At 64.5% G+C, this 25,911-nt stretch carries 20 protein-coding genes and 1 tRNA gene; 18 read left to right on the top strand and 3 right to left on the bottom strand.

Annotated elements, in window-relative coordinates; genetic code table 11:
• Positions 1-108 precede the first annotated feature (108 nt).
• The 11 genes from K408_RS0106170 to K408_RS0106115 all read left to right on the top strand — a co-directional run bounded on the left by K408_RS0106170 (position 109) and on the right by K408_RS0106115 (position 14,006).
• Positions 109-2,439, top strand: a complete 2,331-nt coding sequence (locus tag K408_RS0106170) for an acetamidase/formamidase family protein (protein WP_024341757.1) — start codon at positions 109-111, stop codon at positions 2,437-2,439.
• 13 nt (positions 2,440-2,452) lie between these two features.
• Entirely contained in the window at positions 2,453-2,836 is a 384-nt protein-coding gene (locus tag K408_RS0106165; protein ID WP_024341758.1) for a RidA family protein, read from the top strand.
• A 322-nt stretch (positions 2,837-3,158) separates the two neighbouring features.
• Entirely contained in the window at positions 3,159-4,322 is a 1,164-nt protein-coding gene (locus tag K408_RS0106160; RefSeq protein ID WP_024341759.1) for a PspA/IM30 family protein, read from the top strand.
• Between the two features lie 10 nt (positions 4,323-4,332).
• Complete coding sequence (locus K408_RS0106155; RefSeq protein ID WP_024341760.1) at positions 4,333-4,992, top strand: OB-fold-containig protein; 660 nt, start codon at positions 4,333-4,335, stop codon at positions 4,990-4,992.
• Between the two features lie 26 nt (positions 4,993-5,018).
• Positions 5,019-6,716: a flotillin family protein gene (locus K408_RS0106150; RefSeq protein WP_024341761.1), complete on the top strand. Its 1,698-nt coding sequence runs from the start codon at positions 5,019-5,021 to the stop codon at positions 6,714-6,716.
• 359 nt (positions 6,717-7,075) lie between these two features.
• Positions 7,076-7,150, top strand: a tRNA-Asn gene (locus tag K408_RS0106140).
• Positions 7,151-7,350: 200 nt separating this feature from the next.
• On the top strand, positions 7,351-7,530 hold the full coding sequence (locus K408_RS0106135; RefSeq protein WP_024341762.1) for a hypothetical protein: 180 nt from the start codon (positions 7,351-7,353) through the stop codon (positions 7,528-7,530).
• Between the two features lie 138 nt (positions 7,531-7,668).
• A complete protein-coding gene (locus tag K408_RS0106130; RefSeq protein ID WP_024341763.1) occupies positions 7,669-8,331 on the top strand; it encodes a protein-L-isoaspartate O-methyltransferase family protein in 663 nt (220 codons plus the stop codon).
• A 201-nt stretch (positions 8,332-8,532) separates the two neighbouring features.
• The gene (locus K408_RS0106125; RefSeq protein WP_024341764.1) at positions 8,533-9,918 is read left to right on the top strand and encodes a TolC family outer membrane protein; all 1,386 of its coding nucleotides are present in this window, start codon (positions 8,533-8,535) and stop codon (positions 9,916-9,918) included.
• Positions 9,919-10,222: 304 nt separating this feature from the next.
• Complete coding sequence (locus K408_RS0106120) at positions 10,223-10,993, top strand: PopZ family protein (RefSeq protein ID WP_024341765.1); 771 nt, start codon at positions 10,223-10,225, stop codon at positions 10,991-10,993.
• 136 nt (positions 10,994-11,129) lie between these two features.
• Positions 11,130-14,006: a valine--tRNA ligase gene (locus K408_RS0106115; RefSeq protein WP_024341766.1), complete on the top strand. Its 2,877-nt coding sequence runs from the start codon at positions 11,130-11,132 to the stop codon at positions 14,004-14,006.
• A gap of 2 nt (positions 14,007-14,008) precedes the next feature.
• Here the strand turns inward: K408_RS0106115 and K408_RS0106110 are convergent, their stop codons facing one another.
• On the bottom strand, positions 14,009-14,611 hold the full coding sequence (locus K408_RS0106110) for a DNA-3-methyladenine glycosylase (RefSeq protein ID WP_024341767.1): 603 nt from the start codon (positions 14,609-14,611) through the stop codon (positions 14,009-14,011).
• A gap of 130 nt (positions 14,612-14,741) precedes the next feature.
• Between K408_RS0106110 and lipA the strand changes: the two genes are divergently transcribed.
• From lipA to K408_RS0106095, 3 genes are all read left to right on the top strand, one after another.
• The gene (gene lipA / locus K408_RS0106105) at positions 14,742-15,698 is read left to right on the top strand and encodes a lipoyl synthase (RefSeq protein WP_024341768.1); all 957 of its coding nucleotides are present in this window, start codon (positions 14,742-14,744) and stop codon (positions 15,696-15,698) included.
• Between the two features lie 6 nt (positions 15,699-15,704).
• Entirely contained in the window at positions 15,705-16,175 is a 471-nt protein-coding gene (locus K408_RS0106100; protein WP_024341769.1) for a type II toxin-antitoxin system RatA family toxin, read from the top strand.
• A 336-nt stretch (positions 16,176-16,511) separates the two neighbouring features.
• Positions 16,512-17,291: a mechanosensitive ion channel family protein gene (locus tag K408_RS0106095; protein ID WP_024341770.1), complete on the top strand. Its 780-nt coding sequence runs from the start codon at positions 16,512-16,514 to the stop codon at positions 17,289-17,291.
• A gap of 21 nt (positions 17,292-17,312) precedes the next feature.
• Here the strand turns inward: K408_RS0106095 and K408_RS0106090 are convergent, their stop codons facing one another.
• Positions 17,313-17,921, bottom strand: coding sequence for a CinA family protein (locus tag K408_RS0106090; protein WP_024341771.1), 609 nt, complete (start codon positions 17,919-17,921; stop codon positions 17,313-17,315).
• 4 nt (positions 17,922-17,925) lie between these two features.
• Positions 17,926-19,107 (bottom strand): bifunctional 2-C-methyl-D-erythritol 4-phosphate cytidylyltransferase/2-C-methyl-D-erythritol 2,4-cyclodiphosphate synthase, encoded by a 1,182-nt coding sequence (locus K408_RS0106085; protein ID WP_024341772.1) that lies wholly within the window; start codon positions 19,105-19,107, stop codon positions 17,926-17,928.
• Positions 19,108-19,381: 274 nt separating this feature from the next.
• Here K408_RS0106085 and dusB point away from each other — a divergent pair, with 274 nt between their 5' ends.
• The 4 genes from dusB to K408_RS0106060 all read left to right on the top strand — a co-directional run bounded on the left by dusB (position 19,382) and on the right by K408_RS0106060 (position 25,908).
• Positions 19,382-20,383, top strand: coding sequence for a tRNA dihydrouridine synthase DusB (dusB, locus tag K408_RS0106080; protein WP_196232363.1), 1,002 nt, complete (start codon positions 19,382-19,384; stop codon positions 20,381-20,383).
• Positions 20,380-21,549: a two-component system sensor histidine kinase NtrB gene (locus tag K408_RS0106075; protein WP_024341774.1), complete on the top strand. Its 1,170-nt coding sequence runs from the start codon at positions 20,380-20,382 to the stop codon at positions 21,547-21,549. The genes dusB and K408_RS0106075 overlap by 4 nt, the downstream gene beginning before the upstream one ends.
• A 9-nt stretch (positions 21,550-21,558) precedes the next feature.
• Positions 21,559-23,001 carry a nitrogen regulation protein NR(I) gene (ntrC, locus tag K408_RS0106070; protein WP_024341775.1) on the top strand — a complete coding sequence of 481 codons (1,443 nt, stop codon included), beginning with the start codon at positions 21,559-21,561 and terminating at the stop codon, positions 22,999-23,001.
• Positions 23,002-23,499: 498 nt separating this feature from the next.
• Positions 23,500-25,908 carry a sensor histidine kinase NtrY-like gene (locus K408_RS0106060; protein WP_024341776.1) on the top strand — a complete coding sequence of 803 codons (2,409 nt, stop codon included), beginning with the start codon at positions 23,500-23,502 and terminating at the stop codon, positions 25,906-25,908.
• Positions 25,909-25,911: the final 3 nt, after the last annotated feature.

Below are 25,911 nucleotides of genomic sequence, written 5' to 3'. Positions count from 1 at the left end.
GGTGAGCGTGTGACGAGCGGAGATCATTTGCGGCCCGTCGCCACGACGGACGATCGCGTGCTTCTGGCACGGAGGTTGCTTCGATCGACTGCAACTTGGGTCGATCCGATGAGCTTCCGCCCGTTCACGAGCGAATCCTACGCGCAAGACGACCGTCCGGAGGCCTGGCGGGACGTGCTGGCCGCTGTCGGCCTGCAACCGGCGGGTGGTCACGACGTCTTCGACGGACATGCGAGTGCATCGCACCGGCGCGCTGCAGGCATCGCGCTGACACGCATGGCCGCGGGTGCGCAGAGCGTCGGGCCGCTGTCGCGAGCCAGCGAAGACATTCCCATCGCACTGATGCCGGTGGAGGATGGGATGGTGCTGAAGAGCGCCGGTGATCACCGCATCGTTCCCGTCGGTCACCTTGTGCTGTTGCCGCGCAGCGGCGACTGGAGCATCGTGTTCCAGCGCGACATGCGCGCCATCGTGCTGTCGGTGACGTCGGAGGCGTTGCAGGGGCGCCTCTCGGGCAAGCCGCGGCTCGGCGAGCCCCGGGTCGTTCCGCCGAGCGGCTTTGCCGAATTGTTCTCGCGCCTGCTGGATGCAACCGCGCGCACGCTCGACACCCTGAGCGATGCCGAATGGGATCTGGTGGCACGATCGCTTGCAGACCTGCTGCTGACGCTTGCGCATCAGTTGGCGGCCTCGAACTCCGATGCCGGATCGAGTGCGGCGCAAGCCGCGCTCCTGCACCGGATCTGCCAGACCATCGAGCGTCGCCTCGAAGATCCCGATCTGGTGCCGGCGCGCGTTGCCCAGGCCGAAGGGATTTCCGAGCGCTACCTGCAAAGGCTGTTCGAGACGGTGGGAGACAATTTCACCCACTACGTCCGTGAACGCCGGCTTCAGCGCGCCTGGGCCGATCTGTCCAATCCGACCGCGGCGCATCGCTCGATCTCGGAGATCGCCTATGCCTACGGCTTTGGTGACTCCGCGCATTTCAGCCGAGCCTTCCGCCATCGCTTCGGCCTGCCGCCGCGAGAGTTTCGTCAACAGGAGGCAGAGCGGGCGGCCTCGCAGCTTGGCATCGCGGGCCAGCGCGGCTGGCCACAGGAGGCGCTGGCTCAATTGCGGGCGCATCAGAGCGTAGCGGCGCGCAGCAGCATCGCCCCGGGCGACGGCGAGAAGCGGGCCACCTCGGAGCGCAGGCATCACCATCTCCCGGTCGAGGCCAGCCGCGTGCATTGGGGCTATTTCAGCCGTTCGCTGCCACCGCAGATCGAGATCGCCTCCGGAGATACGATCACCATCGAGACGCTGACCCAGCACGCCTCCGACGATCCCGAGTTGATGATCGCGGGCGATGCCGCCGCTGAAAGCGTGTTCGGCTGGACGCGAAACAGGAAGAACGTGGACCGCCGCGGCGCAGGACCCATGGATGCCAGCGTGTTCGGTCGCGGCGCCGGCGAGGGGTTTGGCGTGCACATCTGCACCGGCCCGGTCGCGGTGAAGGACGCCCAGCCCGGCGACGTGCTGGAGGTGCGCATCCTCGACATCGTCCCGCGGGCGAGCCGCAATCCGAACCACGCGGGCCGGGTATTCGGCTCCTCGGTCGCGGCTTGGTGGGGCTATCATTACAACGAATTTCTTGGCGGCCCCAAGCCGCGCGAGGCCGTCACCATCTACGAGATCTTCGACGACGCTGAGGTGCCGCACGCCCGCGCCCTCTATTCCTACCGCTGGGAGCCGCAGACAGACCCTTTCGGTGTTGTGCACACCACCTACGACTATCCCGGCGTTCCCGTCGCACCCGCCACGATCAAGCGTCGCCATGCCGTGCTCGACGGCATCAAGATTCCCCTGCGCCCGCATTTCGGCGTGATCGCGTTGGCGCCGCGCGAGGTCGATTTCATCGATTCCGTGCCTCCGTCCTATTTCGGCGGGAATCTCGACAATTGGCGGCTGGGGAAGGGGGCGACCGTGTATCTACCGGTTTCGGTACCCGGCGCGCTGCTGTCAATCGGCGATCCCCATGCCGCGCAAGGCGACGGCGAGCTCAGCGGGACCGCGATCGAATGCTCGATGACCGGCACCTTCGAAGTGATCCTGCACAAGAAGGCGGACCTCGCCGGTCGTCCCTTCGCCGATCTCTCCTATCCCTTGATCGAGACCGCCACCGATTGGGTGCTGACCGGCTTCAGCCATCCTAATTATCTCGCCGAATTCGGCGCCCAGGGGCAGAGCGAGGTCTACGCAAAATCGTCGCTCGACCTCGCCATGAAAGATGCGTTCCGCAAGATGCGCCGCTTCCTGATGAACGTCAAAGGCCTGAGCGAGGACGAGGCCATCGCGCTGATGTCGGCCGCGGTCGATTTCGGCGTCACGCAGGTGGTCGACGGCAATTGGGGCGTGCACGCCATCCTCAGCAAGCGCCTGTTTGAAGACGCACCTTGACGAGGATACCGAAGTGAAATTCCACATGATCAGCGGCGGACCGAAGCCGGTCGCGCCATTCAGCCACGCGGTCGAGACCGATGGCTTCGTCTTCGTCACGGGCCAGATGCCGGACACGCCGCAGGCACCAGGAGTCTTGCCCGACGGCATCGTTGCGCAGACCCGCGCGGTGATGGAGAACTTGAAGGTCGTTCTGGCCGGCCTCGATCTGGGCCTCGAGCACGTCGTGATGGCGCGTGTATATCTGACGCGCTTCAATGAGGACTACACGGCCATGAACGAGACCTACCGCGCGTTCTTTCCGCCGGACCGGCTGCCCGCACGCACCTGCGTCGGCGTCACCGGGCTCGCTTATGAGGCGCTGATCGAGATCGACCTGGTGTGCCGGCGGCCCTAGGCGTCACAAGGCAAGGTCGATCGCCCCGGAACGTCTCGCGTGCTCATCGCTCCCTCATTGCGAGTTGAGATCAGCATCGAGAGTCCGCAGAAAGACTCTGGACTTCTCCGTCGCGAGGGGCTCCTCGCCAGATGGCGGTGAGAGCTTGCAGTTCGCTTCAAATTGCAACTTTTGCGTGCAGGAAGTCTTGATTGGCGGTGCGCTAGGGGTGATCGGCCGGCTTGAACGCGCGCCCGAACCACGGCGACTAACCAACAGAGTGCATTGGATCAGAGGAACGTGATCAGCTTCCTTCTTCCTAAAGCACCAAAATGGTGCTTTAGTGCTTTCCATGAAGCAGTCGCCCCGCAACGCTCCCTCTGCCCTGCGTTACAGGCTCGTTCCCGACGCGGCCGCCAAGGCTGCGCTGGAGGCAACGTTTCAGGCTTATGACCGGATGATGGAGATCCTCGACGAGGTGGCTCGTGCGCACAATGTCGGCTCCAATGTCGTCCTGCTCCATGCCCATGCCTACGAGCCCGTCCGCAAACAGACGGGGCTGCCGTCGCGGTTGGTGACGCTCGGCCTGCGCGATCGCGCCGAGTATCGCGCGGCGCAGGGCCGCCGGCTTCCGCTCGACGACAAGCTCGTCAAGATCAAGGGACCGGCCGCTGTGTCGATCGCGACCGTACAAGGGCGCTTCAGCGTGCCTTTCGACTATGCCGGCTATGTCGAGGGCTGGGGGCAGAGCGTGCCCGCGCACCTCATCCGCACCGACGACGGTTTTGAAATCCACTACGGCGTCACGCCGAACAGTTTGCCAGAGGAGGAGAATGCCATGGATACCATCGCTGCCGCTCCCGAAAATTTCCTGTCCCGGGTCGGGCGCCTGATCGCCGGCATCGCTTATGACGCGATCGAGCAGGCGGAAGGCAAGAACAAGCTGAAGGTGGTCGGACAGGCCATCCGCGAGATCGAGCGCGCCGAGACGGAGGCGCGCGATGCGCTCGCGGCCGCGCGTGCCGAGGAATATCGCCTCAACGCGCGCCGTACCGAGATCGAGCGCCAGATGGCCGATCTTGCGCCCAAGATCGAAGCCGCGGTCGCTGATAGCCGTGACGATCTCGCGCGTGCCGGCATCGCGCGACAGATGGATCTGGAGGCACAATTCGAGGTGCTCTCGCGGGCCATCGACGAGAACAACGAGAAGATCGAACAGTGCGTGACATCGCTTCGCGCCGTGCTCTCGGCGCTCCAGGACGCCGAGCAGCGCCGCGCCGATCTCGAAAAGAGCGAGGCGGCCGCGAACCATCAAACCTCGGCGTCGCCGCGGAAGCAGGGCGGCAGCTCGGCGGCCGCGAAGGCGCTGCGGGCAGGACGGGCAGTGGCACGCGCCACCGGCGTACCCCCTGGCATTTCCTATTCGAGCGACATCGACGAGCTCAGCACATTGCATCGAGACAAGGAAATTGCGGCAAGGCTGGCCCGGTTGAAGTCGGGCTCCTGAGTGCCGTGTCATGAGCGCTCTGCTCGAACACGTCATGGCGCCGGAGGTCAGGCCGTTCGCGATCGCGGCGGCCATGATCATCATCGTCGGCTCGATCGAGATCGTCTCGATTCTGGTGGGGGCTTCGCTCAGCGAAATACTCGGCACCAACATCGATTTCGCTCACCCCAGCGACAATGGCGTCGTCAATGCCATCTCCTGGATCAATGTCGGCGGCGTACCGCTCTTGATCTTCCTGCTGCTGCTGCTGGGCGTCTTCTCCATCACCGGATTCCTGATCCAGGACATCGCACGAATGGTTGCGGGTCCCTTGCCGGCGACAGCCGCCTCGGTGGGTGCGGTCGTGGTGTCGGTTCCGCTGGTCCGCGCCGCAAGCAGGACCATCGCGCGGCTCATTCCCAAGGATGAAAGCTATGCCGTCGGCCTCGGCGATCTCGTCGGCCGCATCGGCGAGGTCGTCATCGGCCCGCTCGACCACGGGCCGCCTGGCCGCGTCAGCGTCGCCGACGTCCACGGCAATCGCCACTTTGTCTCGGCGGTCGCCGCGCCGTCATCGGGACCTTTGCCGCAGGGAACCATGGTCCTTCTGGTCGACCGCGACGGCACCCGTTTCGTCGCGGTGAAAGCTGACGATGAACTCAAGCCGTCCAAGCCCAGTCTAAGCAGTTAGCAAGCCCCATCCAGCGGAGAGAGTCCATGTTCGACATTGCAGTCCCGGCCATGATCGGCGTCGCGCTGATCGTCGTTCTGGGGATCGTCTTCACCATCCTCTACAAGCGCGCCACCCGCGACGAAGCCTTCGTGCGCACCGGGCTTGGCGGCAAGAAGGTCGTGCTCGACGGGGGCGCCATGATCCTGCCGATCTTCCACTCCTATGCCTGTGTCAACCTGAAGACGCTGCGCCTCACCGTCGAGCGCAAGGAGCGGGAATCCCTCATCACCAAGGACCGTCTGCGCGTCGATATCGTTGCAGAGTTCTACGTGCGTGTCCGCCCCGACGAGGAGAGCATTGCGCTCGCCAGCCAGACGCTGGGTGCATTGACCAACGATGCCGAGGCGCTACGCAACCAGGTCGAGGCGAAATTCGTCGACGGCTTGCGGTCGGTGGCGGCGACCATGACCATCCTGGAGCTCCAGGAGAAGCGCTCGGATTTCGTCAAGCACGTGCAGTCGACGGTCGAGTCCGACGTGAAGTCGAACGGCCTCGAGCTGGAATCGGTGTCCCTGACGAAGCTCGACCAGACCGACGTGAAGTTCTTCAATCCGGAAAACTTCTTCGACGCCGAAGGTCTTACCCAGCTGAAGACCATCACCGAGACCCGTCGCCGCGACCGCAATGCGATCGTGCGCGACAACGAGGTGGCAATCGCGCAGAAGGACCTCGAGGCGCGGCAGCAGACGCTGACCATCGAGCGCACCAAGAAAGAAGCCGAGCTGTCGCAGGAGCGCGACATCGCCAACAAGACCGCCAGCACCCGCGCCGAGGTCGCAACAGCGACGCAAACCGCACGCCTGACCGAGGAGAACGCGCGCATCGATACCGACCGTGCGGTTGCCGAGAAGGAGGCGGGTGCCAAGCAGGTCAAGGAGACCGCAGTCATTGAATCGGATCTAGCGATCAACAAGCGCAGGACCGACGCCCAGCGCGAGATCCAGATCGCGACCCAGGAGAACGAGATCCAGATCGCGGCCAAGAGCAAGGAGACCTCGGAAGCCGTCGCCGAAGCCAAGACCGCAGAAGCGCTCGCCGTCTCGGCGGAAGAAAAGGTCGTGACCGCGCGCGCCGTCGAAGTCGCCGATCGCGCCCGCCTGACCCAGGTGCTCGCTGCGCGCACCGAGGCCGAGCGCAAGTCGACCGAGGTCATCGTGGCAGCCGAGGCGGAGAAGAGGGCGGCGCTCGACCGCGCCGAGGCCATCACCACACTGGCCACCGCCGAAGCCGAGTCCAACAAGATCAAGGCGGTCGGCGTCAGGAACATCGGTGAGGCGGAGGCCGCCGTCATCACGATGAAAAACGAGGCGCAGAACAAGCTCGGCAGCAACGTCATCGATTTCGAGATCGCCAAGAAGCGGATCGAGACGATGCCCTCGGCGCTGGCCGAAATGGTCAGGCCGATCGCCAATCTGAAGGATGTCCGCATCCTGCACACCGGCGGCGCGTTCGGCGGGAACGGCACCGGCGCGGGCGGCAATGTCGGCTTCGGCGAGGGTCTCGCGGGCGAGCTCCTGAAGGTGCATGCGCTGCGTCCGATGATCGACGAGATCCTGCGCCAGGGCGGCTTTGCGCCGGACGACGATCCCGTCAAGGCGCTGGTGGGTGCCGTTACTGGGAAGAGCAACGGCGCGGCCGTGCCGACGCCACTCCCGGAGAAAGCAAGCGCCGCGGATCTGTGAAGGTCAGTTCATTGCTGCCGAGAATGCGCAGCGCATCTCGCGTCGCGAATCGACAAGGTGCTGCAGACCCCGGCCAGCACGTTTGTCGGTTCGACGACGAAGGCTGCGTCTGGAACATCCGCGTTGATTGGCAAGACGAGGACGAGGCGGAAGAACGCCAACCTCTCCCAGTCGCCGCGCTGCGACGCCGGACCAAGCAATTCGTTCCTCGCGGCATAGTGCGTGGCCGGGGTTGGCTGGAGGAGGAGCCATTCCAGCCCCCTTTCTCAAGACGCATTGCGGACGATGACGAATTCGTCCTTTGCAAGCGCAAGCGGCTTTGTTATACGCAGCCGCGCGCGAACGAACGGTTCGCCTTTTCCTCGGTAGCTCAGCGGTAGAGCATCCGACTGTTAATCGGATGGTCGCTGGTTCGAATCCAGCCCGGGGAGCCAAATCCTTCAAGTATTTCTGTGGTTTAGGCTCGTGATCTAGCGTGGCGAGTGAACTCGCTCGCGTAGTGCTGGAGCATGTCCCAAGGGGTGGATCGCACGTCAAAAGGATGCGCGGGCGCGGTGACGCCATGCGGACGGCGCCAAATCGACCCAATCCGGATGCAGCATTGAGTTGCCGGACATTTACGGAGCCGATTCCCATGCCAGACATCCCGGTCGACCGCTCTCACATGGCCCCCTCGATTCTGCCGGCGGGCGTTCCCGAGCTCAGCGACGATGAATGCCTCGCCTGCCTGGCGCGCGCGGTCGAGACGCCGGATTCCGCCCGGCTGGGCGAGATCGCCGCTCTGATCGGCCGCCTCGCGGTGGCGATCGAATAAGGCTGATCGGCCGGGCTCCGAGGGAGTGGCGTAGCCTGGTGTCTCAGGTCTACCGGCCATGTTGCGTTTTGACCGAGCATGCTCCAAAGATGCCGCGAATTCTCGTCCGCGGCATCGTCCGCATTGCAGGGTCCGCAAATGTCCGGTTTTTCGACCGCGCGCCAAAAAATGGTCGATGGCCAGGTGCGCACCAATGACGTCACCGATCGTCGTGTTCTCGATGCCATGCTCACGGTTCCGCGTGAGGCCTTCGTGCCGGCCGCCAGGCAGGCGCTATCGTACCTCGATCTCGATCTGGACGTCAGCGAAGGGGCGGCCAAGCGGTTCCTCATCAAGCCGGCGCTGACCGGCAAGCTGCTCCAGGCCGCTGAGATAGGCGAGGTTGACAACGTGCTGGTCGTCGGTTGCGCCACCGGCTACCTGGCCGCTCTGAGCGCCAAGCTCGCGCGGCAGATCACTGCGACCGAGTGCGATTCGGCCTTGGCTGCGAAGGCCAAGGCCGCCTTCACCTCTCTGGGACTTGCCAATATCGCCTGCAGGGCGGCGGCCTGCCCCGAGGGAGATCCCTCCGCCGCCCCCTATGACGTGATCATCCTCAACGGCGCTGCCGAGGTGTTGCCGGAAGCTCTGCTCGGGCAGCTCAAGGAAGGCGGACGTCTGGTGGGGGTCTCGGCCGAGTCCAAGCCGCCGCGCGCCATGCTCGTGACCCGTACCCACGGTGAATTCGGCCATCGGACGCTGTTCGACGCCGCAGCCCCGGTCCTTCCCGGGCTGGAACGGGCGCCTGCCTTCGTCTTCTGAGCCCACAGCCCGTTAAAATCCCGTTCCGAATCAGAAGTGTGGCCGGGATGCTGCACGTGAAGAGTTTCCACTGAGAACCCCTCCCGGGTAGTTCCGTCGCGCTTGACCGCGTCCTATGTTGCGGCGGGGCAGCGACTCCACTGGTAGACGGTACCTAGCTCGCGGGCACGAGCCGGGCGTTAGAATGAACGGAATTCAGGGATGCATGGGGTGAAGCTCTTCACCGGAGCTGCGGTTTCGGTCCTGCTGCTCGCGCTTGCCGGGCCGACGCCTGCCTTGGCGGAGACCATGGAAGGCGCGCTGGTGCGTGCCTATCAGGACAATCCGCAACTCAACGCGCAGCGCGCCCAGGTGCGCTCGACTGACGAAAACGTGCCTCAGGCCCTGTCCGGCTATCGTCCCAGGGTCTCGCTGTCCGCGAGCGCTGGTTATCAGTACTCGGACTTCAAGAGCAGCAGCACCAGCGTTCCGGCTAACGGGACCGGCATCCCCCGAAGCGTGGGACTGACTGCTTCCCAGACATTGTACAACGGCAACCAGACGGCCAATCGGACACGCGCCGCTGAGAGTCAGGTGTCCGGAGCCCGCGAAGCCCTGCGCAGTCTTGATCAAAATGTGCTGCTCCAGGCGGCCACGGTTTACATGGACTATCTGCGCGATGCCGCCACGCTCGAAGTCCAGCGCAGCAACGTGCGCGTGCTCGAGCAAACGCTGAAGCAGACTCGTGACCGTTTCAACGTCGGCGAAGTGACCCGCACCGACGTCGCCCAATCGGAAGCGCAACTGGCTGCCGGCAGGACTCAGGCGCTCACCGCCGAGGCGAATCTCACCACGACGCGCGCGAACTTCCGGCGCATCATCGGCAACGAGCCAACGAATCTGGCGCCAGGTTCGCCCGTCGATCGGTTCCTGCCTCCGACGCTCGCTTCGGCCATCGAGCTCAGTCTGGTCGAGCATCCCAATGTGACGGCCGCAATGTTCGGCATCGACGTCAACTTTCTGCAGGTGAAAGTCGCCGAAGGTGCCCTTCTGCCGACCGTCACTTTGCAGGCCAGCGCCACGCAGGCATACGAACAATCCCTGATCCAGTATAGGGCGTTCAACGCTGCCGCGATCGCGCAGGTCTCGGTGCCGATTTATCAGGGCGGTAGCGAATATTCGCTGATCCGCCAGTCCAAGGAGAATCTGGCGCAGCAGCGCCTCAACCTCGAAACCACGCGCGACCAGACTCGTGCGACCGTGGTGCAATGGTGGGGATCGTTGCAGGCCACCAAGGCGCAGGTGCAGTCAGCCCAGTCTCAGGTGGCTGCGTCCGAGATCGCGCTGAACGGCGTGCGCGAGGAAGCGAAAGCCGGGCAACGCACCACGCTCGACGTCCTCAACGCGCAACAGGCGCTGGTTAACGCACGCGTCGCGCTGGTCACGGCGCAGCATGATCGCGTGGTTGCGTCCTATAATGTTCTCGCGGCCGTCGGCCGCCTGTCGCCGCAGGTGCTTGGTCTGCGGACCACGACCTACGACGCAAGCGTTCACTACCATCAGGTCCGCGACAGCTGGGCGGGCGTACGCACGCCCGACGGGCGCTGATTCCCGTAGTCATCCGGTCGACCTCGCAAACAGCTGAGGTCGACCGGTGCTTTGCTTGCAATCGTCAAATTCCCTGACATAGCCTTGCCAAGATGATGCGGGTCGATTCGCCCGCGTTGATGTCGTGTGCGTAAGGCTTGAGTGCCCGGGGGCAGGGGCGCACCGCTGCACGTTGAGCCGTGATCTGGGGACAAGTCGGGCCGCCGCGACGAAAATGACGGGCCTCTCGTTGCGGAACCGGCCAATCCTGTCGTGCTTGGTGTAAAACAACGCATGCGAGGGCGTTGATGATGTGGAGTCGGAGATGACGCAGCCTGCAAAGGTTACAGAACCCTCGATGGAGGAGATTCTGGCCTCGATCCGGCGCATCATTGCCGACGATGAGGCCAAGCCACCGCCGGCCGAGGCCACCAAGCCCGAGAAGGCTGCAGCGCCGGCCGCTCCGCCGAAGCCGCAGGCCATGAACGACATTCCACCATCCAAGGTCGCTCCTGCCAAACCGGCCGCTGAGAAGCCTGCGCCGCCAGCTGCGAAGCCGGCTCCAGCGGCGCCACCCGCGCCGGCGGCGGATGCCTCCAACAGCCAGGACGATATCGACGCGCTGCTGGCTGGGCTCGACGCAGCTACGCCTGCGCCCGAGGTCCGTGCCCCCGAGCCCGAGCCCGAGCCCGAGCCGGAACCCGACGTGCTCGAGCTGACGGACGAGATGGTGATGGATCCGACACCGCCTCCACCGCCGCCGAGCTTCCGCAAGGTCGAGCCGCGGGACGATCTTGAATTCGCCGAGTCGCCCCCCCGTCCGACGCCGCCACCTTCCTACGCGCCGGTGGATTTCGACGCGCCGCCACTGCCGCCGCAGCAGCCGATCCTGGCGCAATCGACGGTCTCGGCGGTCGAATCCGCGTTCAACTCCCTGGCCCATACGGTGCTCAGCAGCAATGCACGGACGCTGGAGGATCTGGTCAAGGAGATGCTGCGGCCGATGCTGAAGTCCTGGCTCGACGACAACCTGCCGGGCCTCGTTGAGCGCATCGTGAAGGCGGAAATCGAACGGGTCTCGCGCGGCGGCCGATAGGAAGGATATGCCCGGCCCTGATATGGCCCCGCTTGTGCGCCATACTGGCGTTTGAGCGGACCGGAGCGCCCGTCTGCGCTCACCTTTGTTGACTTGTCCGTTGACTTGGCCCCCTCGCGCGGCTTTCTAACAGCCCATGATCGAGAAAAATTACCAGCCCGCCGATATCGAAACCCGCATGTCCGTCGTGTGGGAGGACAGCCTCGCTTTCAAGGCCGGCCGCCCTGATCGCCGTGATGCCGTGCCCTTTACCATTGTGATCCCGCCACCGAACGTGACGGGCTCGCTGCACATGGGCCACGCACTGAACAATACGCTGCAGGACATCCTGTGCCGGTTCGAGCGCATGCGCGGCCGCGACGTGCTTTGGCAGCCCGGCACCGATCATGCCGGTATCGCCACGCAGATGGTGGTCGAGCGCCAGCTGATGGAGCGTCAGCAGCCCGGCCGCCGCGAGATGGGGCGCGCGAAGTTTCTCGAACGGGTCTGGCAGTGGAAGGCCGAGAGCGGCGATACCATCATCAACCAGCTCAAGCGGCTCGGCGCCTCCTGTGACTGGTCGCGCGAGCGGTTCACCATGGACGAGGGCCTCTCGAAGGCCGTCGTCAAGGTCTTCGTCGAACTGCACCGCGAGGGTCTGATCTACAAGGACAAGCGGCTGGTGAATTGGGACACCAAGCTGCTGACTGCAATCTCCGATCTCGAAGTGCAGCAGATCGAGGTCAAGGGCAACCTTTGGTATCTGCGCTACCCGATCGAGGGCAAGACATTCAGCCCAGATGATTCCTCCAGCTTCATCGTCGTCGCCACCACGCGCCCCGAGACCATGCTCGGCGACACGGGCGTGGCCGTGCATCCCGATGACGAGCGCTATGAGAACCTGATCGGCAAGAACGTCATCCTGCCCCTGGTCGGCCGCAAGATTCAGATCGTCGCGGACGAGTATTCCGATCCGGGGAAGGGCTCGGGCGCGGTGAAGATAACCCCGGCGCACGACTTCAACGACTTCGAGGTCGGCAATCGCCATGGCCTGCGTCGGATCAGCGTGCTCGACAGGGAGGGGTGTCTCGATCTCCTCGACAACGAAGACTATTTGCGGGACCTGCCCGAAGGGGCTTCGCAATTCGCCGAGGAGTTCCACAAGGTCGACCGCTTCGCCGCCCGCAAGCGCATCGTCGAGCGGCTGGAATCGTTCGGCTTCGTCGAGCGAATCGAGCCGCACACCCACATGGTGCCGCATGGAGACCGCTCCAACAGCGTGATCGAGCCGTATCTGACCGACCAATGGTATGTCGACGCCAAGACGCTGGCGAGGCCTGCGATCGCGGCGGTGCGCTCGGGCGAAACGACGTTCGTGCCGAAGAACTGGGAGAAGACCTATTTCGACTGGATGGAGAACATCCAGCCCTGGTGCATCTCGCGCCAGCTCTGGTGGGGCCACCAGATTCCGGCCTGGTATGGCCCTGACGGGAAGGTGTTTGTCGCCGAGACCGAGGAGGAGGCGATCAGCCACGCCCTTGGCTACTACGTCGAGCAGGAAGTCATCACCCCGGAGCAGGGGCGCGAGATGGCGCTCGACCGTAACAAGCGCGAAGGCTTCATCACCCGTGACGAGGACGTGCTCGACACCTGGTTCTCCTCGGCGCTGTGGCCGTTCTCCACGCTTGGCTGGCCCGACGATACACCCGAGGTGCAGCGCTATTATCCGACCAATGCGCTGGTGACCGGCTTCGACATCATCTTCTTCTGGGTCGCCCGCATGATGATGATGGGCCTGCACTTCATGAAGGAAGTGCCGTTCTCCACCGTCTACATCCACGCCCTCGTCCGCGACGAGAAGGGCGCCAAGATGTCGAAGTCGAAGGGCAACGTCATCGATCCCCTCAACCTGATCGACGAATACGGGGCGGACGCGCTGCGCTTCACCCTGGCCGCGATGGCGGCGCAGGGGCGAGACATCAAGCTCGCCACCAGCCGCGTCGAGGGTTACCGCAATTTCGCGACGAAGCTCTGGAACGCGTGCAGGTTCGCCGAGATGAACCACTGCGCAGTGCCAGAAGGTTTCGCGCCGGCGAAGGCGAAGGAGACACTCAACCGCTGGATCGCGCATGAGACCGCGCACACCACGCGTGAGGTCACCGAGGCCATCGAGGCCTATCGCTTCAATGACGCCGCAGGCAGCATCTACCGCTTCGTCTGGAACGTCTATTGCGATTGGTATGTCGAGCTCGCAAAGCCCATGCTGCTGGGTCCGGACAGCCCAGCCAAGGACGAGACCCGCGCCATGGTCGCCTGGGCGCGCGATGCGATCCTGAAGCTGCTGCACCCGTTTATGCCCTTCATCACCGAAGAGCTGTGGGAGGTGACGGCCAAGCGTGAGGGCCTGCTCGCGCTGGCGCCGTGGCCGCTCAAGCCGGTCGGGCCGACGCCGGAGCAACTCGCGATGCTCGCCGCGACGACGGGGCCGACCGATGCGCTGGTCTCGCCGGCCTGGGTGCTGCCGATCTTCGACCATGCCGACTTCACTGATCCTGCGGCGGAGGCCGAGATCGGCTGGGTGATCGACCTCATCACCCAGATCCGCTCGGTGCGCGCCGAGATGAATATCCCGCCCGCGACGCTGACGGCGCTGGTGCTTGCGGGCGCATCTGCGGAGACCAAGGAGCGCGCCCCTCGCTGGACCGATGTGATCAAGCGTATGGCCCGGTTGTCGGACATCTCCTTCGCCGACCGCGCGCCCGACGGCGCGGTTCAGCTTCTGGTGCGCGGTGAGGTCGCTGCGCTGCCGCTGAAGGGCGTGATCGACGTCGCCGCCGAGCGCACGCGTCTCGACAAGGAGATCGGCAAGGCCGACGCCGACATCAAGCGTGCCGAGTCCAAGCTGGCCAATGAGAAATTCGTCGCCAACGCGGCCGAGGAGGTCGTCGAGGAGGAGCGTGAAAAGCGCGAGGCGGCGCTGGCCCGCAAGGCCAAGCTGCTCGAGGCGCTGGAGCGGCTGAAACAGGCATCGTAAGCCTATTTCGGAAATGGCTTGCTCAAGAACTTCGAGCCCTTGATGCCATAGCGCCAGGGAAGTTCGACCGCCTTGGTGATGCCGATCCGAATCCCGGTTGCGACCTCCACATCCTCCGTCCGCGCATGCAGCGCGATCGGCGGGCGGTCCAGCGGCAGGGCGTTGTGCGCGATAGTGATGCCGAGCGCCTCGGTCAGCTTGCCTGGGCCCGAGCATAGCGCATGCAAGTCCTGCAGGTGCCGCCGGCGGCGCATCGCAGCCAGGCCATGCGTCGGCTCAATCGCGCGGATCAGTACGGCGCTGGCCGAGCCTTCCTCCTCGCAGACGAAGTTCACGCACCAGTGGATGCCGTAGGAGCGATAGACATAGGCAAAGCCCGGCGGGCCGAACATGACCTGGTTCCGCGGAGTCGGCCCGCGATAGGAGTGCGCAGCCGGATCGGTGTGATGATACGCCTCGACCTCGACGATGATGCCGCCGACGCCGTCGACCAGCATGGTCGCACCGATCAGGTCAGGAGCGACCTCGTGAACGCTGCGGCTGAAAAAGGCCCGCTTCAGCCGCTTGCCAAGAGGCGGGGATGAGATCTTCGAGATTGGAGCCATTCGAGGTGAGAATCGCCTGAGAACAGAGCAGGATATTGCCCATATCTGCCATGTTCCCTGAAGCGGGGCGAGGCGGGTTGCGATGCCTGGCCAGACCGACTAGGTAGGGTCTGAACAGACCGGACACCCCATGGTCGTTATTGTCGATACCATCTCGAACCCGTTGCGCCCGCGCCACCCTGAAAAGGTGAACCGGCCCGATTCCGCTTCGCCGCCGAAGCCGGACTGGATTCGCGTGCGTGCGCCGAGCACCCGCGGCTACGCCGACACCCGGAACATCGTGCGGTCCAACGGCCTGCACACGGTTTGCGAGGAGGCCGGCTGTCCGAACATCGGCGAGTGCTGGGACAAGAAGCACGCGACCTTCATGATCATGGGTGACACCTGCACCCGCGCCTGTGCCTTCTGCAACGTCAAGACCGGCCTGCCGAATGCGTTGGATGCGGCCGAGCCGCAGAACGTTGCCGAGGCGACCGCCAAGCTGGGCCTCGCCCATGTCGTCATCACCTCGGTCGATCGCGATGACCTCGCCGACGGCGGTGCCGAGCATTTCGCGCAGACCATCCGCGCGATCCGGGTCGCCTGTCCCTCGACCACGATCGAGATCCTCACGCCGGATTTCCTGCGCAAGGATAGCGCGCTCGAGGTTGTCGTTGCGGCGAAGCCCGACGTGTTCAACCACAATCTCGAGACCGTGCCGTCGCGCTATCTCACCGTGCGGCCAGGCGCGCGCTATTTCCACTCGATCCGGCTGCTGCAGCGGGTCAAGGAGCTCGATCCCACCATCTTCACCAAGTCCGGCATCATGGTCGGCCTCGGCGAGGAGCGCCACGAGGTGCTCCAGGTGATGGACGACCTGCGGTCGGCGGACGTCGACTTCCTGACCATTGGGCAATATCTCCAGCCGACGCGCAAGCATCACGCCGTGATGCGCTACGTGCCGCCGGACGAATTCAGTTCTTATGAGAAGGTCGCCTACACCAAGGGCTTTCTGATGGTGTCGGCGAGCCCGCTGACCCGCTCTTCGCATCATGCCGGCGAGGACTTTGCCCGACTGAAGGCCGCGCGGGCCGCTAACGCCCGCTGAACCGATATGCCCCGTTTTTCGAGCAAGCGCCGTGTCAATCACAGCGCACCCGAGATGTTCGATCTGGTCGCCGACGTCGAGCGCTACCCGGAATTCGTGCCGCTGTGCAGCGCGCTGAAAGTTCGTCAGCGCATGGCCAAGCCCGATGGCACCGAGGTGCTGGTGGCCGACATGACGGTGTCGTTCAAGCTGATCAAGGAGTCCTTCACCAGCCGGGTGACGCTAGATCGCGCCAACCTGAAGATCCTCGTCGAATACCTGCAAGGACCCTTCAGCAACCTCGAAAACCGCTGGACGTTCGAGCCCAAAGGCGAGGGCGTCTGCGATGTTGGTTTCTTCCTGTCCTACGAGTTCAGGAGCCGCATGCTCGCGATGCTGATGGGCTCGATGTTCGATGCCGCCTTCGCGCGCTTCTCCACAGCGTTCGAGAAACGGGCGGACGCGATCTACGGGCGGCCGAAGCTCGCGTCGACGTAGCTGCCGCAGGCACCGATCTTTCCACCGTCATTGCGAGGATCTCTTGCGACGAAGCAATCCAGATCTCTCCGCGGAAGGATTCGGATTGCTTTGTTGTGCTCGAAATGACGGTGGAGAAACCCATGCAATCCACCGCCTTCGCTATTGGGCCCCGGCGCACATGAGTGCGTAGCCTGGATGCAGTGCAAAGCAAATCAGGCCCGCCGACTCTGCGTGAGCGATTCCTGATTGCGCGACGCTCCGACACGTTACGAGCCTACGTTCCCTATCAACATCCGCCGGGATCATTTCGCGGTGCCACGAGTTCTCTCCGGATTGTCTCGGGTTGGAGTCACCATGACCATCAATTTCGATACGCTGAAAGCATCGCTCATCCTGTACGGCTTGAACGCGATCTATGCGATCCTGCTGTTGGCGGTCGGCTGGTATCTGTCCGGCGCGATGCACCGTTTCGTTGCTCGCGTCCTGAGCGTCGCGCACCGCGTCGATCCGCTGGTGACGTTGTTCGTGGGCAGCTTGGCGCGCTACGGCGTCCTCGCCGTCGTCGGCATTGCCGTGCTGCAGCTCTTCGGCATCCAGACCGCGAGCCTTGTCGCCGTATTGGGCGCGACATCGCTCGCCATTGGTCTGGCGTTGCAGGGCACGCTCTCCAATATCGCCGCCGGCGTGATGCTATTGTTGTTCCGGCCCTTTCACATCGGCGACGATGTCGAGGTTGCCGGCAAGGCAGGCAAGGTGAGATCTCTGTCGCTGTTCATGACCGAGCTGGTCGCGCCCGACAACACGCAGATCCTGCTGCCCAACGGACAGGTTTGGGGCGCGGCCATCATCAACCACAGCACCTATCCGGGCACAGGCGAGATCAAGGTGACGTTTCCGGTACCGGCGAGCGCCGCTTCGGCTCTCGCTGATCGCATCCTGAATGAGCTTCGCAGCGATTCCCGAATGGACGATCAGGCTGCGCCTTCGGTCAACATCTCCAGAGTCGTCGATGTTGCCAATCCGGCGTCGCCGATCCTGGAGCTGACTGTGAGTGCGAAGGCAAAGCCCTCGGAGGCGAACGCGGTCAGGCAGTGCGTGCTCGATCACGCCAGCGCGCTGCTCGCAGCGGCGTAGAGGCTTGGAAGGCGCAGTCGTTCAGCTCCGCGGCGAACGCGGCGACCTGCGCTTCACTGCATGCCGGCGCGGCGAGCGTGTCACGCGCGGGCGCAGGCGGCTGGCGGCGGCACGCTGCGGCTTGGCTGCGACTTGCGGCCCGCGGGCGAGATCCATCAGCATGCGCAGCGCCTCGACCACCGAGCGGGCGCGCACCGCGCTGCGGCCAATCGCGCCGAAACGATGCTCGCGGTGGATGATACGGCCGTCGCGTGCGGCGGCGGCAAAGTGCACGAGACCGACCGGTTTACCGGGCGTGGCGCCGCCGGGGCCCGCAATGCCGGTGATGGCGACCGCGAGATCGACATCGGCGCGCTCCAGTGCGCCGATCGCCATAGCGGTTGCGGTCTCCTTGCTGACTGCGCCGAAATTCGTCAGCGTGCTTGGCTCGACCCCGAGCATGACGCGCTTGGCGTCATTGGAATAGGTGACAAAGCCTCGGTCGATCACGTCGGAGGAGCCCGGGATGTCGGTCAGAGCGGCCGCGACCAGACCGCCGGTGCAGGATTCGGCAGTCGCGATCGTCAGCTTGCGCATCCGGCAAAGATCGAGCAGCGAGCGGGAGAGGGCGCGTGGGTCGCTGCCGCCCATGATCTTACACGCTCCAGGGAAGGCGGATGGTGGCGCTCGCGGTGGCCGCGATGCCTTCCTCGCGGCCGGTAAAGCCGAGCCGCTCGCTTGTCGTTGCCTTCACCGCGATGCGGGAGATGTCCACGCCTGATATCTCGGCGATGCGGGCGCGCATGGCGTCGCGCAAGGGGCCGATCTTGGGCCGCTCGCAGATCAGCGTCACCTCGAGGTTGGCGACGCGGCCGCCGCGCTGGGCGACGCGCTCGATGGCGTATTTCAGGAACTGATCGGAAGAGGCGCCCTTCCACTTCGCATCGCTCGGCGGGAAATGCGAGCCGATATCGCCGTCGGCGAGTGCGCCGAGGATCGCATCCACCAGCGCATGCAGGCCGACATCGCCGTCGGAATGGGCCAGGAAACCTTTGGTGTGCGGCACCCGCACGCCACAAATCATGACATGGTCGCCTTCACCGAAGGCGTGCACGTCATAGCCGGTGCCGGTCCTGATATCGCCGAGCTGGGCGGCCAAGCGCGCTTCCTCGCGCACGAAATCCTCGGGGGTGGTGAGCTTCATGTTGGCAACATCGCCTTCAAAGGTTGCGACCGTCAATCCCGCCCATTCGGCAATCGCCGCATCGTCGGTGAAATCGCTGCGCCCGTCCTTTGCCGCGCGACGATGCGCCTCAAGGATGACGTCGAAACGAAAGGATTGCGGCGTCTGCGCGATCCTGAGGCGCGCCCGGTCCGGTGTGTCCTCGACTTCGCCGTTCTCGCCGGTGAGCTTGATCGTGTCGGTGACGGGAACAACGGGGATCGCGGCGCCGGTGCGGCTCGCCGCCTCGATCGCGCGGGAGATCACGCCTGCCGAAACGAAAGGACGCGCAGCGTCGTGAATCAGGACGATGTCGGGCTCGTGCCTGGCGAGCGCCTCCAGGCCGGCGAGCACCGAGGCCTGCCGCGTGGCCCCACCCATGGTCGGCGGCTCGTGCATCAGCCCTGCGACCGCAGCCGTGAACATGGCGCTGTCGTCGGGATTAACGACGGGCTGCACCGCTGATACGTCCGGATGGCGGCTGAACGCCTCCATGGCGCGATAGATAACGGGCACACCGCCGATCGTCCGATACTGCTTCGGTCCGCCGGCGCCAGCGCGCAGGCCGCGTCCGGCAGCCACCAGGACGACCGCGGTGCGTTGTGATTTCGCCATAGGACTGAAGTACTCAGTTGCTGATGAAGGGCAGGATTTATTGCCGGCATGCCTCTAGCACGGCAGGCCCGCAAAAAAAGGGGGTTTCCCCGGATTGTGGGAAACAGCATTTTGCTGCACTGCACTTGAAAGATTTGCAGAACTGTCTAAACTGTAGGCATGACGCTTGACTGCACAAGAATTGTGCGCAAGATAGATCATGGCAGGCGCGATGAGGCCCTGCCTAGTCAACGAGACCCCTGTGACCGGCCCGGCAGTATTCGGCTCTAAGCCGTTGAAAATAGGCGATATTGATGTCGCCACCCCGGTCTTCCTGGCGCCGATGTCAGGTGTGACGGACTCGCCCGTCCGCCGGCTGGCCGCCGAGCTTGGGGCCGGTCTCGTCGTCTCCGAGATGACCGCGAGCGATGAGCTCGCCAGCGGCCACCGGATGTCGCGGTTGCGCTGCGAAGCCACGGGAATCGGTCCGCACGTGGTTCAGCTCGCCGGCTGCGAACGGCATTGGATGGCCGAAGGTGCCCGGATAGCCGAATCCGAAGGCGCCGACATCATCGACATCAACATGGGCTGCCCGGCCCGCCACGTCACCGGCGGGCAGTCGGGCTCGGCGTTGATGCGCGATCTCGACCATGCGGTCAGCCTGATCGACGCAACCATCGCGGCGGTGAAGGTGCCGGTGACGCTGAAGATGCGGCTTGGCTGGGACGACCGCACGCGCAATGCGCCGGAACTAGCGCGGCGCGCGGAGGCATCAGGCGTCAAGCTCGTCACTGTCCATGGCCGCACCCGTTGCCAGTTCTACAAGGGCGAGGCCGATTGGGATGCGATCCGCGCCGTGCGCGAGGCCATCTCCATTCCGCTCGTCGTCAATGGCGACATCACCACCTACGAGAAGGCGCTCGCAGCCTTGGAGGCCTCCGGCGCCGACGCCGTCATGATCGGCCGCGGCGCGCAGGGCCAGCCCTGGCTGCCCGGTCAGATCGGTCGCCGTCTCAACGGCGGGCCTGAGGAGGCCATGCCCTCACTCGAAGCGCAGCTGCAGTACGTCCGCACGCTCTATGACGGCGTTTGCGCGCTCTACGGTTTGCGCATCGGTCTCAGGCATGCCCGTAAGCACCTGGGCTGGGCGCTTGATGTCGCCGCGCAGGCGAGCCGTGCCCCCGCTGAGAAGCTGAAATCCTGGCGCCAGAAGATCCTGGTCTCGGAGGATCCGCGCCTCGTCCACCAATCGCTGCAAGACGCCTTCGACGATTTCGCATGGAGGGCTGCTGCATGAGCTTAGCCGCTGAACATCGTCGGCCGTCCGACAGCGACGCGATCCTCGATGCACTTCCCAATCCCGTTCTGATGATCGGGCCGGACGGCAAGATTGTCGCTGCCAATATCGCGACCGAAGCCTTCTTCGAGATCTCGACCCAGTTCCTGAAACGGCAGTCGCTGAAGGAACTGGTGCCGTTCGGCAGCCCGCTGCTGGCTTTGATCGACCAGGTGCGTTCGTCGAATTCGCCGGTCAACGAATACAAGGTGGACCTGGGCACGCCGCGGATGGGCGGCGACCGTCAGGTCGATCTGCATGTCGCCCCGCTGACGGAGCGGCCCGGCCACATCGTGGTGATGCTGCAGGAGCGCACCATCGCCGACAAGATGGACCGCCAGCTTACCCATCGCAGCGCCGCGCGCTCGGTGATCGCGCTCGCCGCGATGCTGGCACACGAGATCAAAAACCCGCTCTCAGGCATCCGCGGCGCGGCGCAGCTCCTGGAGCAGCAGGCCTCGTCCGAGGACCGCATGCTGACGCGGCTGATCTGCGACGAGGCCGATCGCATCGTGACGCTGGTCGACCGCATGGAGGTATTCGGAGACGAGCGTCCCGTGGTGCGCGGCCCCGTCAACATCCATTCGGTGCTCGATCACGTGAAGCGGCTGGCGCAGTCGGGCTTTGCCCGCAACATCCGCTTCGTCGAGGACTACGATCCCTCGCTGCCGCCGGTGCTGGCGAACCAGGACCAGCTCATCCAGGTGTTCCTCAACCTCGTGAAGAACGCCGCCGAAGCCCTGATCGACGTACCGGACGCCGAGATCCAGCTCACAACAGCGTTCCGCCCCGGCGTGCGGCTGTCGGTGCCCGGTCAGAAATCCAGGGTATCCCTGCCGCTGGAATTCTGCGTGAAGGACAACGGGCCGGGCGTGCCGGACGATCTTCTGCCCAACCTGTTCGATCCCTTCGTGACCACCAAGCAGACCGGCTCCGGTCTGGGCCTTGCATTGGTCGCCAAGATCGTCGGCGATCACGGGGGCATCATCGAATGCGAATCTCAGCCGCGCAAGACCACCTTCCGCGTGCTGATGCCGATGTATTCCACATCGGTGAAACATGCCGATCAAAGCAGTCGCGCCGACTCTGCCGGGACGTCGTCGCCTGCGTCACAGGGGGCAAAATGAGGATCAACGATGCCCGCAGGTAGCATTCTCGTAGCCGATGACGATACCGCCATCCGCACCGTTCTCAATCAGGCACTGTCCCGCGCCGGTTACGAAGTGCGGCTGACCGGCAATGCCGCAACGCTGTGGCGCTGGGTCAGCCAAGGGGAGGGCGATCTCGTCATCACCGACGTCGTGATGCCCGACGAAAACGCCTTCGACCTGTTGCCGCGGATCAAGAAGATGCGGCCGAATCTGCCCGTCATCGTCATGAGCGCGCAGAACACGTTCATGACCGCGATCCGCGCCTCCGAGCGCGGGGCCTATGAATATCTGCCGAAACCCTTCGACCTGAAGGAGCTGATCGCCATCGTCGGCCGCGCGCTCGCCGAGCCGAAGGAGCGGACCTCGACGCCGGACGAGGACGCCGAGATGGAGGCGATCCCGCTGGTCGGCCGCTCGCCGGCCATGCAGGAAATCTACCGCGTGCTCGCGCGGCTGATGCAGACCGACCTCACCGTGATGATCACGGGCGAGTCCGGTACCGGCAAGGAGCTGGTGGCGCGGGCACTGCACGATTACGGCAAGCGCCGCAACGGTCCGTTCGTCGCGGTCAATATGGCCGCAATCCCGCGCGACCTCATCGAGTCCGAATTGTTCGGCCACGAGCGTGGAGCCTTCACCGGTGCCAACACCCGCGCCTCCGGCCGCTTCGAGCAGGCCGAGGGGGGCACGCTGTTCCTTGACGAAATCGGCGACATGCCGATGGAGGCGCAGACCCGCCTGCTGCGGGTGCTGCAGCAGGGCGAGTACACCACTGTCGGCGGCCGCACCCCGATCAAGACCGACGTGCGCATCGTCGCAGCCTCCAACAAGGACCTACGCGTGCTGATACAGCAGGGCCTGTTCCGCGAGGATCTATTCTTCCGCCTCAACGTCGTCCCGCTGCGGCTGCCGCCCTTGCGCGAGCGCATCGAGGACCTGCCCGATCTCGTGCGGCACTTCTTCGCGCTGGCCGAGAAGGACGGCCTGCCGCCGAAGAAGCTCGACACGCTGGCGCTGGAGCGGATGAAACAGCACCGCTGGCCGGGCAACGTCCGCGAGCTCGAAAATCTCGCCCGGCGCCTCGCCGCGCTCTATCCGCAGGACGTGATCACGGCCTCTGTCATCGACGGCGAGCTCGCGCCGCCTTCGGTCAGCCCCGGCGCCGCGGTTCAGCAGGGCGTCGACAACCTCGGCGGTGCGGTGGAGGCGTATTTGTCCTCACACTTCCAGGGATTTCCAAATGGCGTGCCGCCGCCCGGCCTTTACCACCGCATCCTCAAGGAGATCGAGGTTCCGCTGCTCACGGCCGCTCTCGCTGCCACCCGCGGCAATCAAATCCGCGCGGCGGACCTGCTCGGTCTCAACCGCAATACGCTCCGGAAGAAGATCCGGGACCTCGATATCCAAGTCTATCGGAGCGGGGGCTAGTCTCTCGGAGCGGAAGGTGGCTCAGCTCCCCCTACAAAGGCAGAGCTGAGCCTGTCCGGATCGCGCTGGCCGTTGTGGCTGACGCGGTGAGCAGAAGTCCGGAGCGGACCGAAATGTTCCGCTCGCGCGTCCAAGCTGGCCGATTGGCCGCAACGTGTGACGTCGCATCGATTTGACAGGCCTTCCACTGACGCCGGCATCATGCTGGCGACATCCACCTCCGCCTGCTGACGGCCGAGGCCATTGACCATAAGGTCGGCGGCCACGATCAGCAGCAGAACGGCCGACACCATCGTTGCGAGAAAGATCCTATCCATGCCGGATCAAGCCGGGATGGTCGGAATCCGTTCCACCCTGACGGGCAAGATGTGCCTGTGGATTGCGCCGCTCCGCCGCGCGCGCAGCGCCGCGGAATTGTCGCAATTCAGCAACAATGTGGTACGAATACATCAGTATCCGCCCATCGCGGACCCGTTTTCAGCACCCACCATTGCCGGAATGACCAGCGCAGACACCTCGGCCGCACACTTTGACACGACCCCAGCGGAAGAGCCCCGGCGCTGGTCGGTGCGGCGCTGGCTGGCGCCGGTTGCGGTGGCGCTGGCGCTGCTGTCGGCCTTCCTGACTTTCCTGGTTCTCACCGGCCTCACCAGGATCGAGCCGACGCCGGAGGTTGTCCGCACGTTCTACCTCATCAATGCAGCCACGATCCTGCTGCTGGTCGGCATCATCATCCGCGAACTCTGGCAATTGATCCTGGCGCGAAGAAGGGGCAGGGCGGCGGCGCGCCTGCATGTCCAGATCGTCAGCCTGTTCTCGATCGTGGCGGTGCTGCCCGCGGTGCTCGTCGCCATCGTCGCCAACGTCACCATCTCGCGCGGCCTCGACCGGTTGTTCTCCGGTCCGACCAAGGAGGTGATCCAGAACTCGCTGACGATTGCGCGCGCCTATATGCAAGACCACGCGCAGCTGATCCGAGGCGACATTCTCGGCATGGCCAACGACATTGCGCACGCCCGGCCGCTCTATGACCAGGATCGCCGCTCCTTTCGCGAGATGCTGACGGCCAGCGCCAGCTCGCGCAATTTGCCGGGCGCGATGATCATCGACAAGAACACCAACATCCTGGAGTCGGCCGACACCGGCATGCGGCTCGCCTATTCGCCGCCGGCGCCGGACTTTCTCAGCAATGTCAACGAGAGCGAGCCCGAAATCGCGGTGCTCCCAGATGCGAGCTTCGTCGCCGCGGTGATCCGCCTGCGCGCTTTCAACGACACGTTCCTCTACGTCGCCCGCCCCCTTGATCCGAACGTCGTGAATCAGCTCAAGCAGACGGAGGTCAGCGTCGCCGAATACGCTCAGATCGAGTCGCGCCGGCTCGGCATTCAGGTCGCGTTCGCGCTGATGTTCGCGGTGATCGCGCTGACCATTCTGATGGCCTCGGTGCTGATCGGCCTCAACTTCGCCAATTCGCTGGTCTCGCCGATCCGGCGGCTGATGAACGCGGCGCAGACGGTTTCGACCGGTGACCTTCATGTCCAGGTGTCCGTGCACCAATCGGAAGGCGATCTCGCCCAGCTGGGTGAGACTTTCAACAAGATGACGCAGGAATTGCGCAGCCAGCGCGACGAGCTCGTCAATGCGAGCGACCTCATCGACAGTCGCCGCCGCTTCATCGAAGCCGTTCTGTCCTCGGCGAGCGCAGGCATCATCGGCGTCGATGCATCTGGCAGCGTCGGCATTCTCAACCGCTCCGCCGAGAAGTTGATCGGGCACTCCGAAGCGGAGACGCTGGGCCACCCGCTCTCCGACGTGCTGCCCGAACTCGACGACATGATGAAGACGGCGCGGGAAGGGACCCAGCGGCTGGTCCAGGGCCAGATCACCATCAACCGCGACGGGCAGGAACGTAATCTCTCCGTCCGCGTGAGTGCCGAGAAAAATCAGCCGCATGACAGCTACATCATCACCCTCGATGACATTACCGAATTGGTCTCGGCCCAACGCACATCAGCCTGGGGTGACGTGGCCCGCCGCATCGCTCACGAGATCAAGAATCCGTTGACGCCGATCCAGCTCTCGGCCGAACGCATCCGCCGCAAGTTCGGCAAGACGATCACCGAGGACAAGGACAAGCAGATCTTCGACCAGTGCACCGACACCATCGTGCGCCAGGTCGATGACATCAGGCGTATGGTCGACGAGTTCTCGCGCTTCGCGCGGATGCCGAAACCCGTCATGGAAGGCGAGGACGTCGCCGACACCGTGCGTCAGGCGGTATTCCTGATGAAGGTCGCTCATCCCGAGATCGATATCGAGGCCGAGTTCAAGCAGGATCCGCTCCGTGCCCAGTTTGACCGGCGGCTGATCTCCCAGGCGGTGACCAACATCGTCAAGAACGCCACCGAGGCGATTGAGCAGGTCCCAGCGGAGGAACTCGGCAAAGGCCGCATCGACGTCGTGGTGTCACGAGAGGGCGACGACGTGCTGATCGACGTGATCGACAATGGCATAGGCCTGCCCAAGGTCGCGCGTTCGCGCCTGCTCGAGCCGTATGTCACGACGCGCGCCAAAGGCACCGGCCTTGGCCTTGCGATCGTCGGTCGCGTGCTGGAAGACCATGGCGGGCGCATCGAACTGAAGGACGCCTCCGACTTCCGCGAAGGGCAGCGCGGCGCCTGGATGCGGATGCGCTTTGCGGTCTCCGGGCAACCGGCAAAATCCGGGGGATCCGAGCCAGCGGCGCCCGCCGGGCAAGCAACCAAGCCGGAAGGCAAGGAGACGGCCGCGGAATTCATCAAGGAGTCCAACAGGGATTTGGAAACAAAAGAGCCGGCCGCCGGAACCAAAGAGCCGGCTGAAAAGACCAATGATTCAACCAAAATCGAAGCCTCAACAGGCAGCTGACAA

The organism is Bradyrhizobium sp. in8p8, assembly GCF_000426845.1.
Lineage (GTDB): Bacteria > Pseudomonadota > Alphaproteobacteria > Rhizobiales > Xanthobacteraceae > Bradyrhizobium > Bradyrhizobium japonicum_C.
The sequence above is the reverse complement of the archived record's forward strand: the minus strand, read 5'-3'. Positions and strand labels throughout refer to the sequence as shown.

Bases quoted from the DNA above. Each gene is read 5' to 3' on its own strand.
- K408_RS0106150 (WP_024341761.1), top strand. From the start codon at position 5,019: ATGTTCGACATTGCAGTCCCGGCCATGATCGGCGTCGCGCTGATCGTC.
- K408_RS0106155 (WP_024341760.1), top strand. From the start codon at position 4,333: ATGAGCGCTCTGCTCGAACACGTCATGGCGCCGGAGGTCAGGCCGTTC.
- K408_RS0106115 (WP_024341766.1), top strand. From the start codon at position 11,130: ATGATCGAGAAAAATTACCAGCCCGCCGATATCGAAACCCGCATGTCC.
- K408_RS0106130 (WP_024341763.1), top strand. From the start codon at position 7,669: ATGTCCGGTTTTTCGACCGCGCGCCAAAAAATGGTCGATGGCCAGGTG.
- K408_RS0106110 (WP_024341767.1), bottom strand. From the start codon at position 14,611: ATGGCTCCAATCTCGAAGATCTCATCCCCGCCTCTTGGCAAGCGGCTG.
- K408_RS0106125 (WP_024341764.1), top strand. From the start codon at position 8,533: ATGCATGGGGTGAAGCTCTTCACCGGAGCTGCGGTTTCGGTCCTGCTG.
- K408_RS0106095 (WP_024341770.1), top strand. From the start codon at position 16,512: ATGACCATCAATTTCGATACGCTGAAAGCATCGCTCATCCTGTACGGC.
- K408_RS0106085 (WP_024341772.1), bottom strand. From the start codon at position 19,107: ATGGCGAAATCACAACGCACCGCGGTCGTCCTGGTGGCTGCCGGACGC.
- ntrC (WP_024341775.1), top strand. From the start codon at position 21,559: ATGCCCGCAGGTAGCATTCTCGTAGCCGATGACGATACCGCCATCCGC.
- K408_RS0106120 (WP_024341765.1), top strand. From the start codon at position 10,223: ATGACGCAGCCTGCAAAGGTTACAGAACCCTCGATGGAGGAGATTCTG.
- K408_RS0106075 (WP_024341774.1), top strand. From the start codon at position 20,380: ATGAGCTTAGCCGCTGAACATCGTCGGCCGTCCGACAGCGACGCGATC.
- K408_RS0106060 (WP_024341776.1), top strand. From the start codon at position 23,500: ATGACCAGCGCAGACACCTCGGCCGCACACTTTGACACGACCCCAGCG.
- K408_RS0106170 (WP_024341757.1), top strand. From the start codon at position 109: ATGAGCTTCCGCCCGTTCACGAGCGAATCCTACGCGCAAGACGACCGT.
- K408_RS0106100 (WP_024341769.1), top strand. From the start codon at position 15,705: ATGCCCCGTTTTTCGAGCAAGCGCCGTGTCAATCACAGCGCACCCGAG.
- K408_RS0106090 (WP_024341771.1), bottom strand. From the start codon at position 17,921: ATGGGCGGCAGCGACCCACGCGCCCTCTCCCGCTCGCTGCTCGATCTT.
- lipA (WP_024341768.1), top strand. From the start codon at position 14,742: ATGGTCGTTATTGTCGATACCATCTCGAACCCGTTGCGCCCGCGCCAC.
- K408_RS0106135 (WP_024341762.1), top strand. From the start codon at position 7,351: ATGCCAGACATCCCGGTCGACCGCTCTCACATGGCCCCCTCGATTCTG.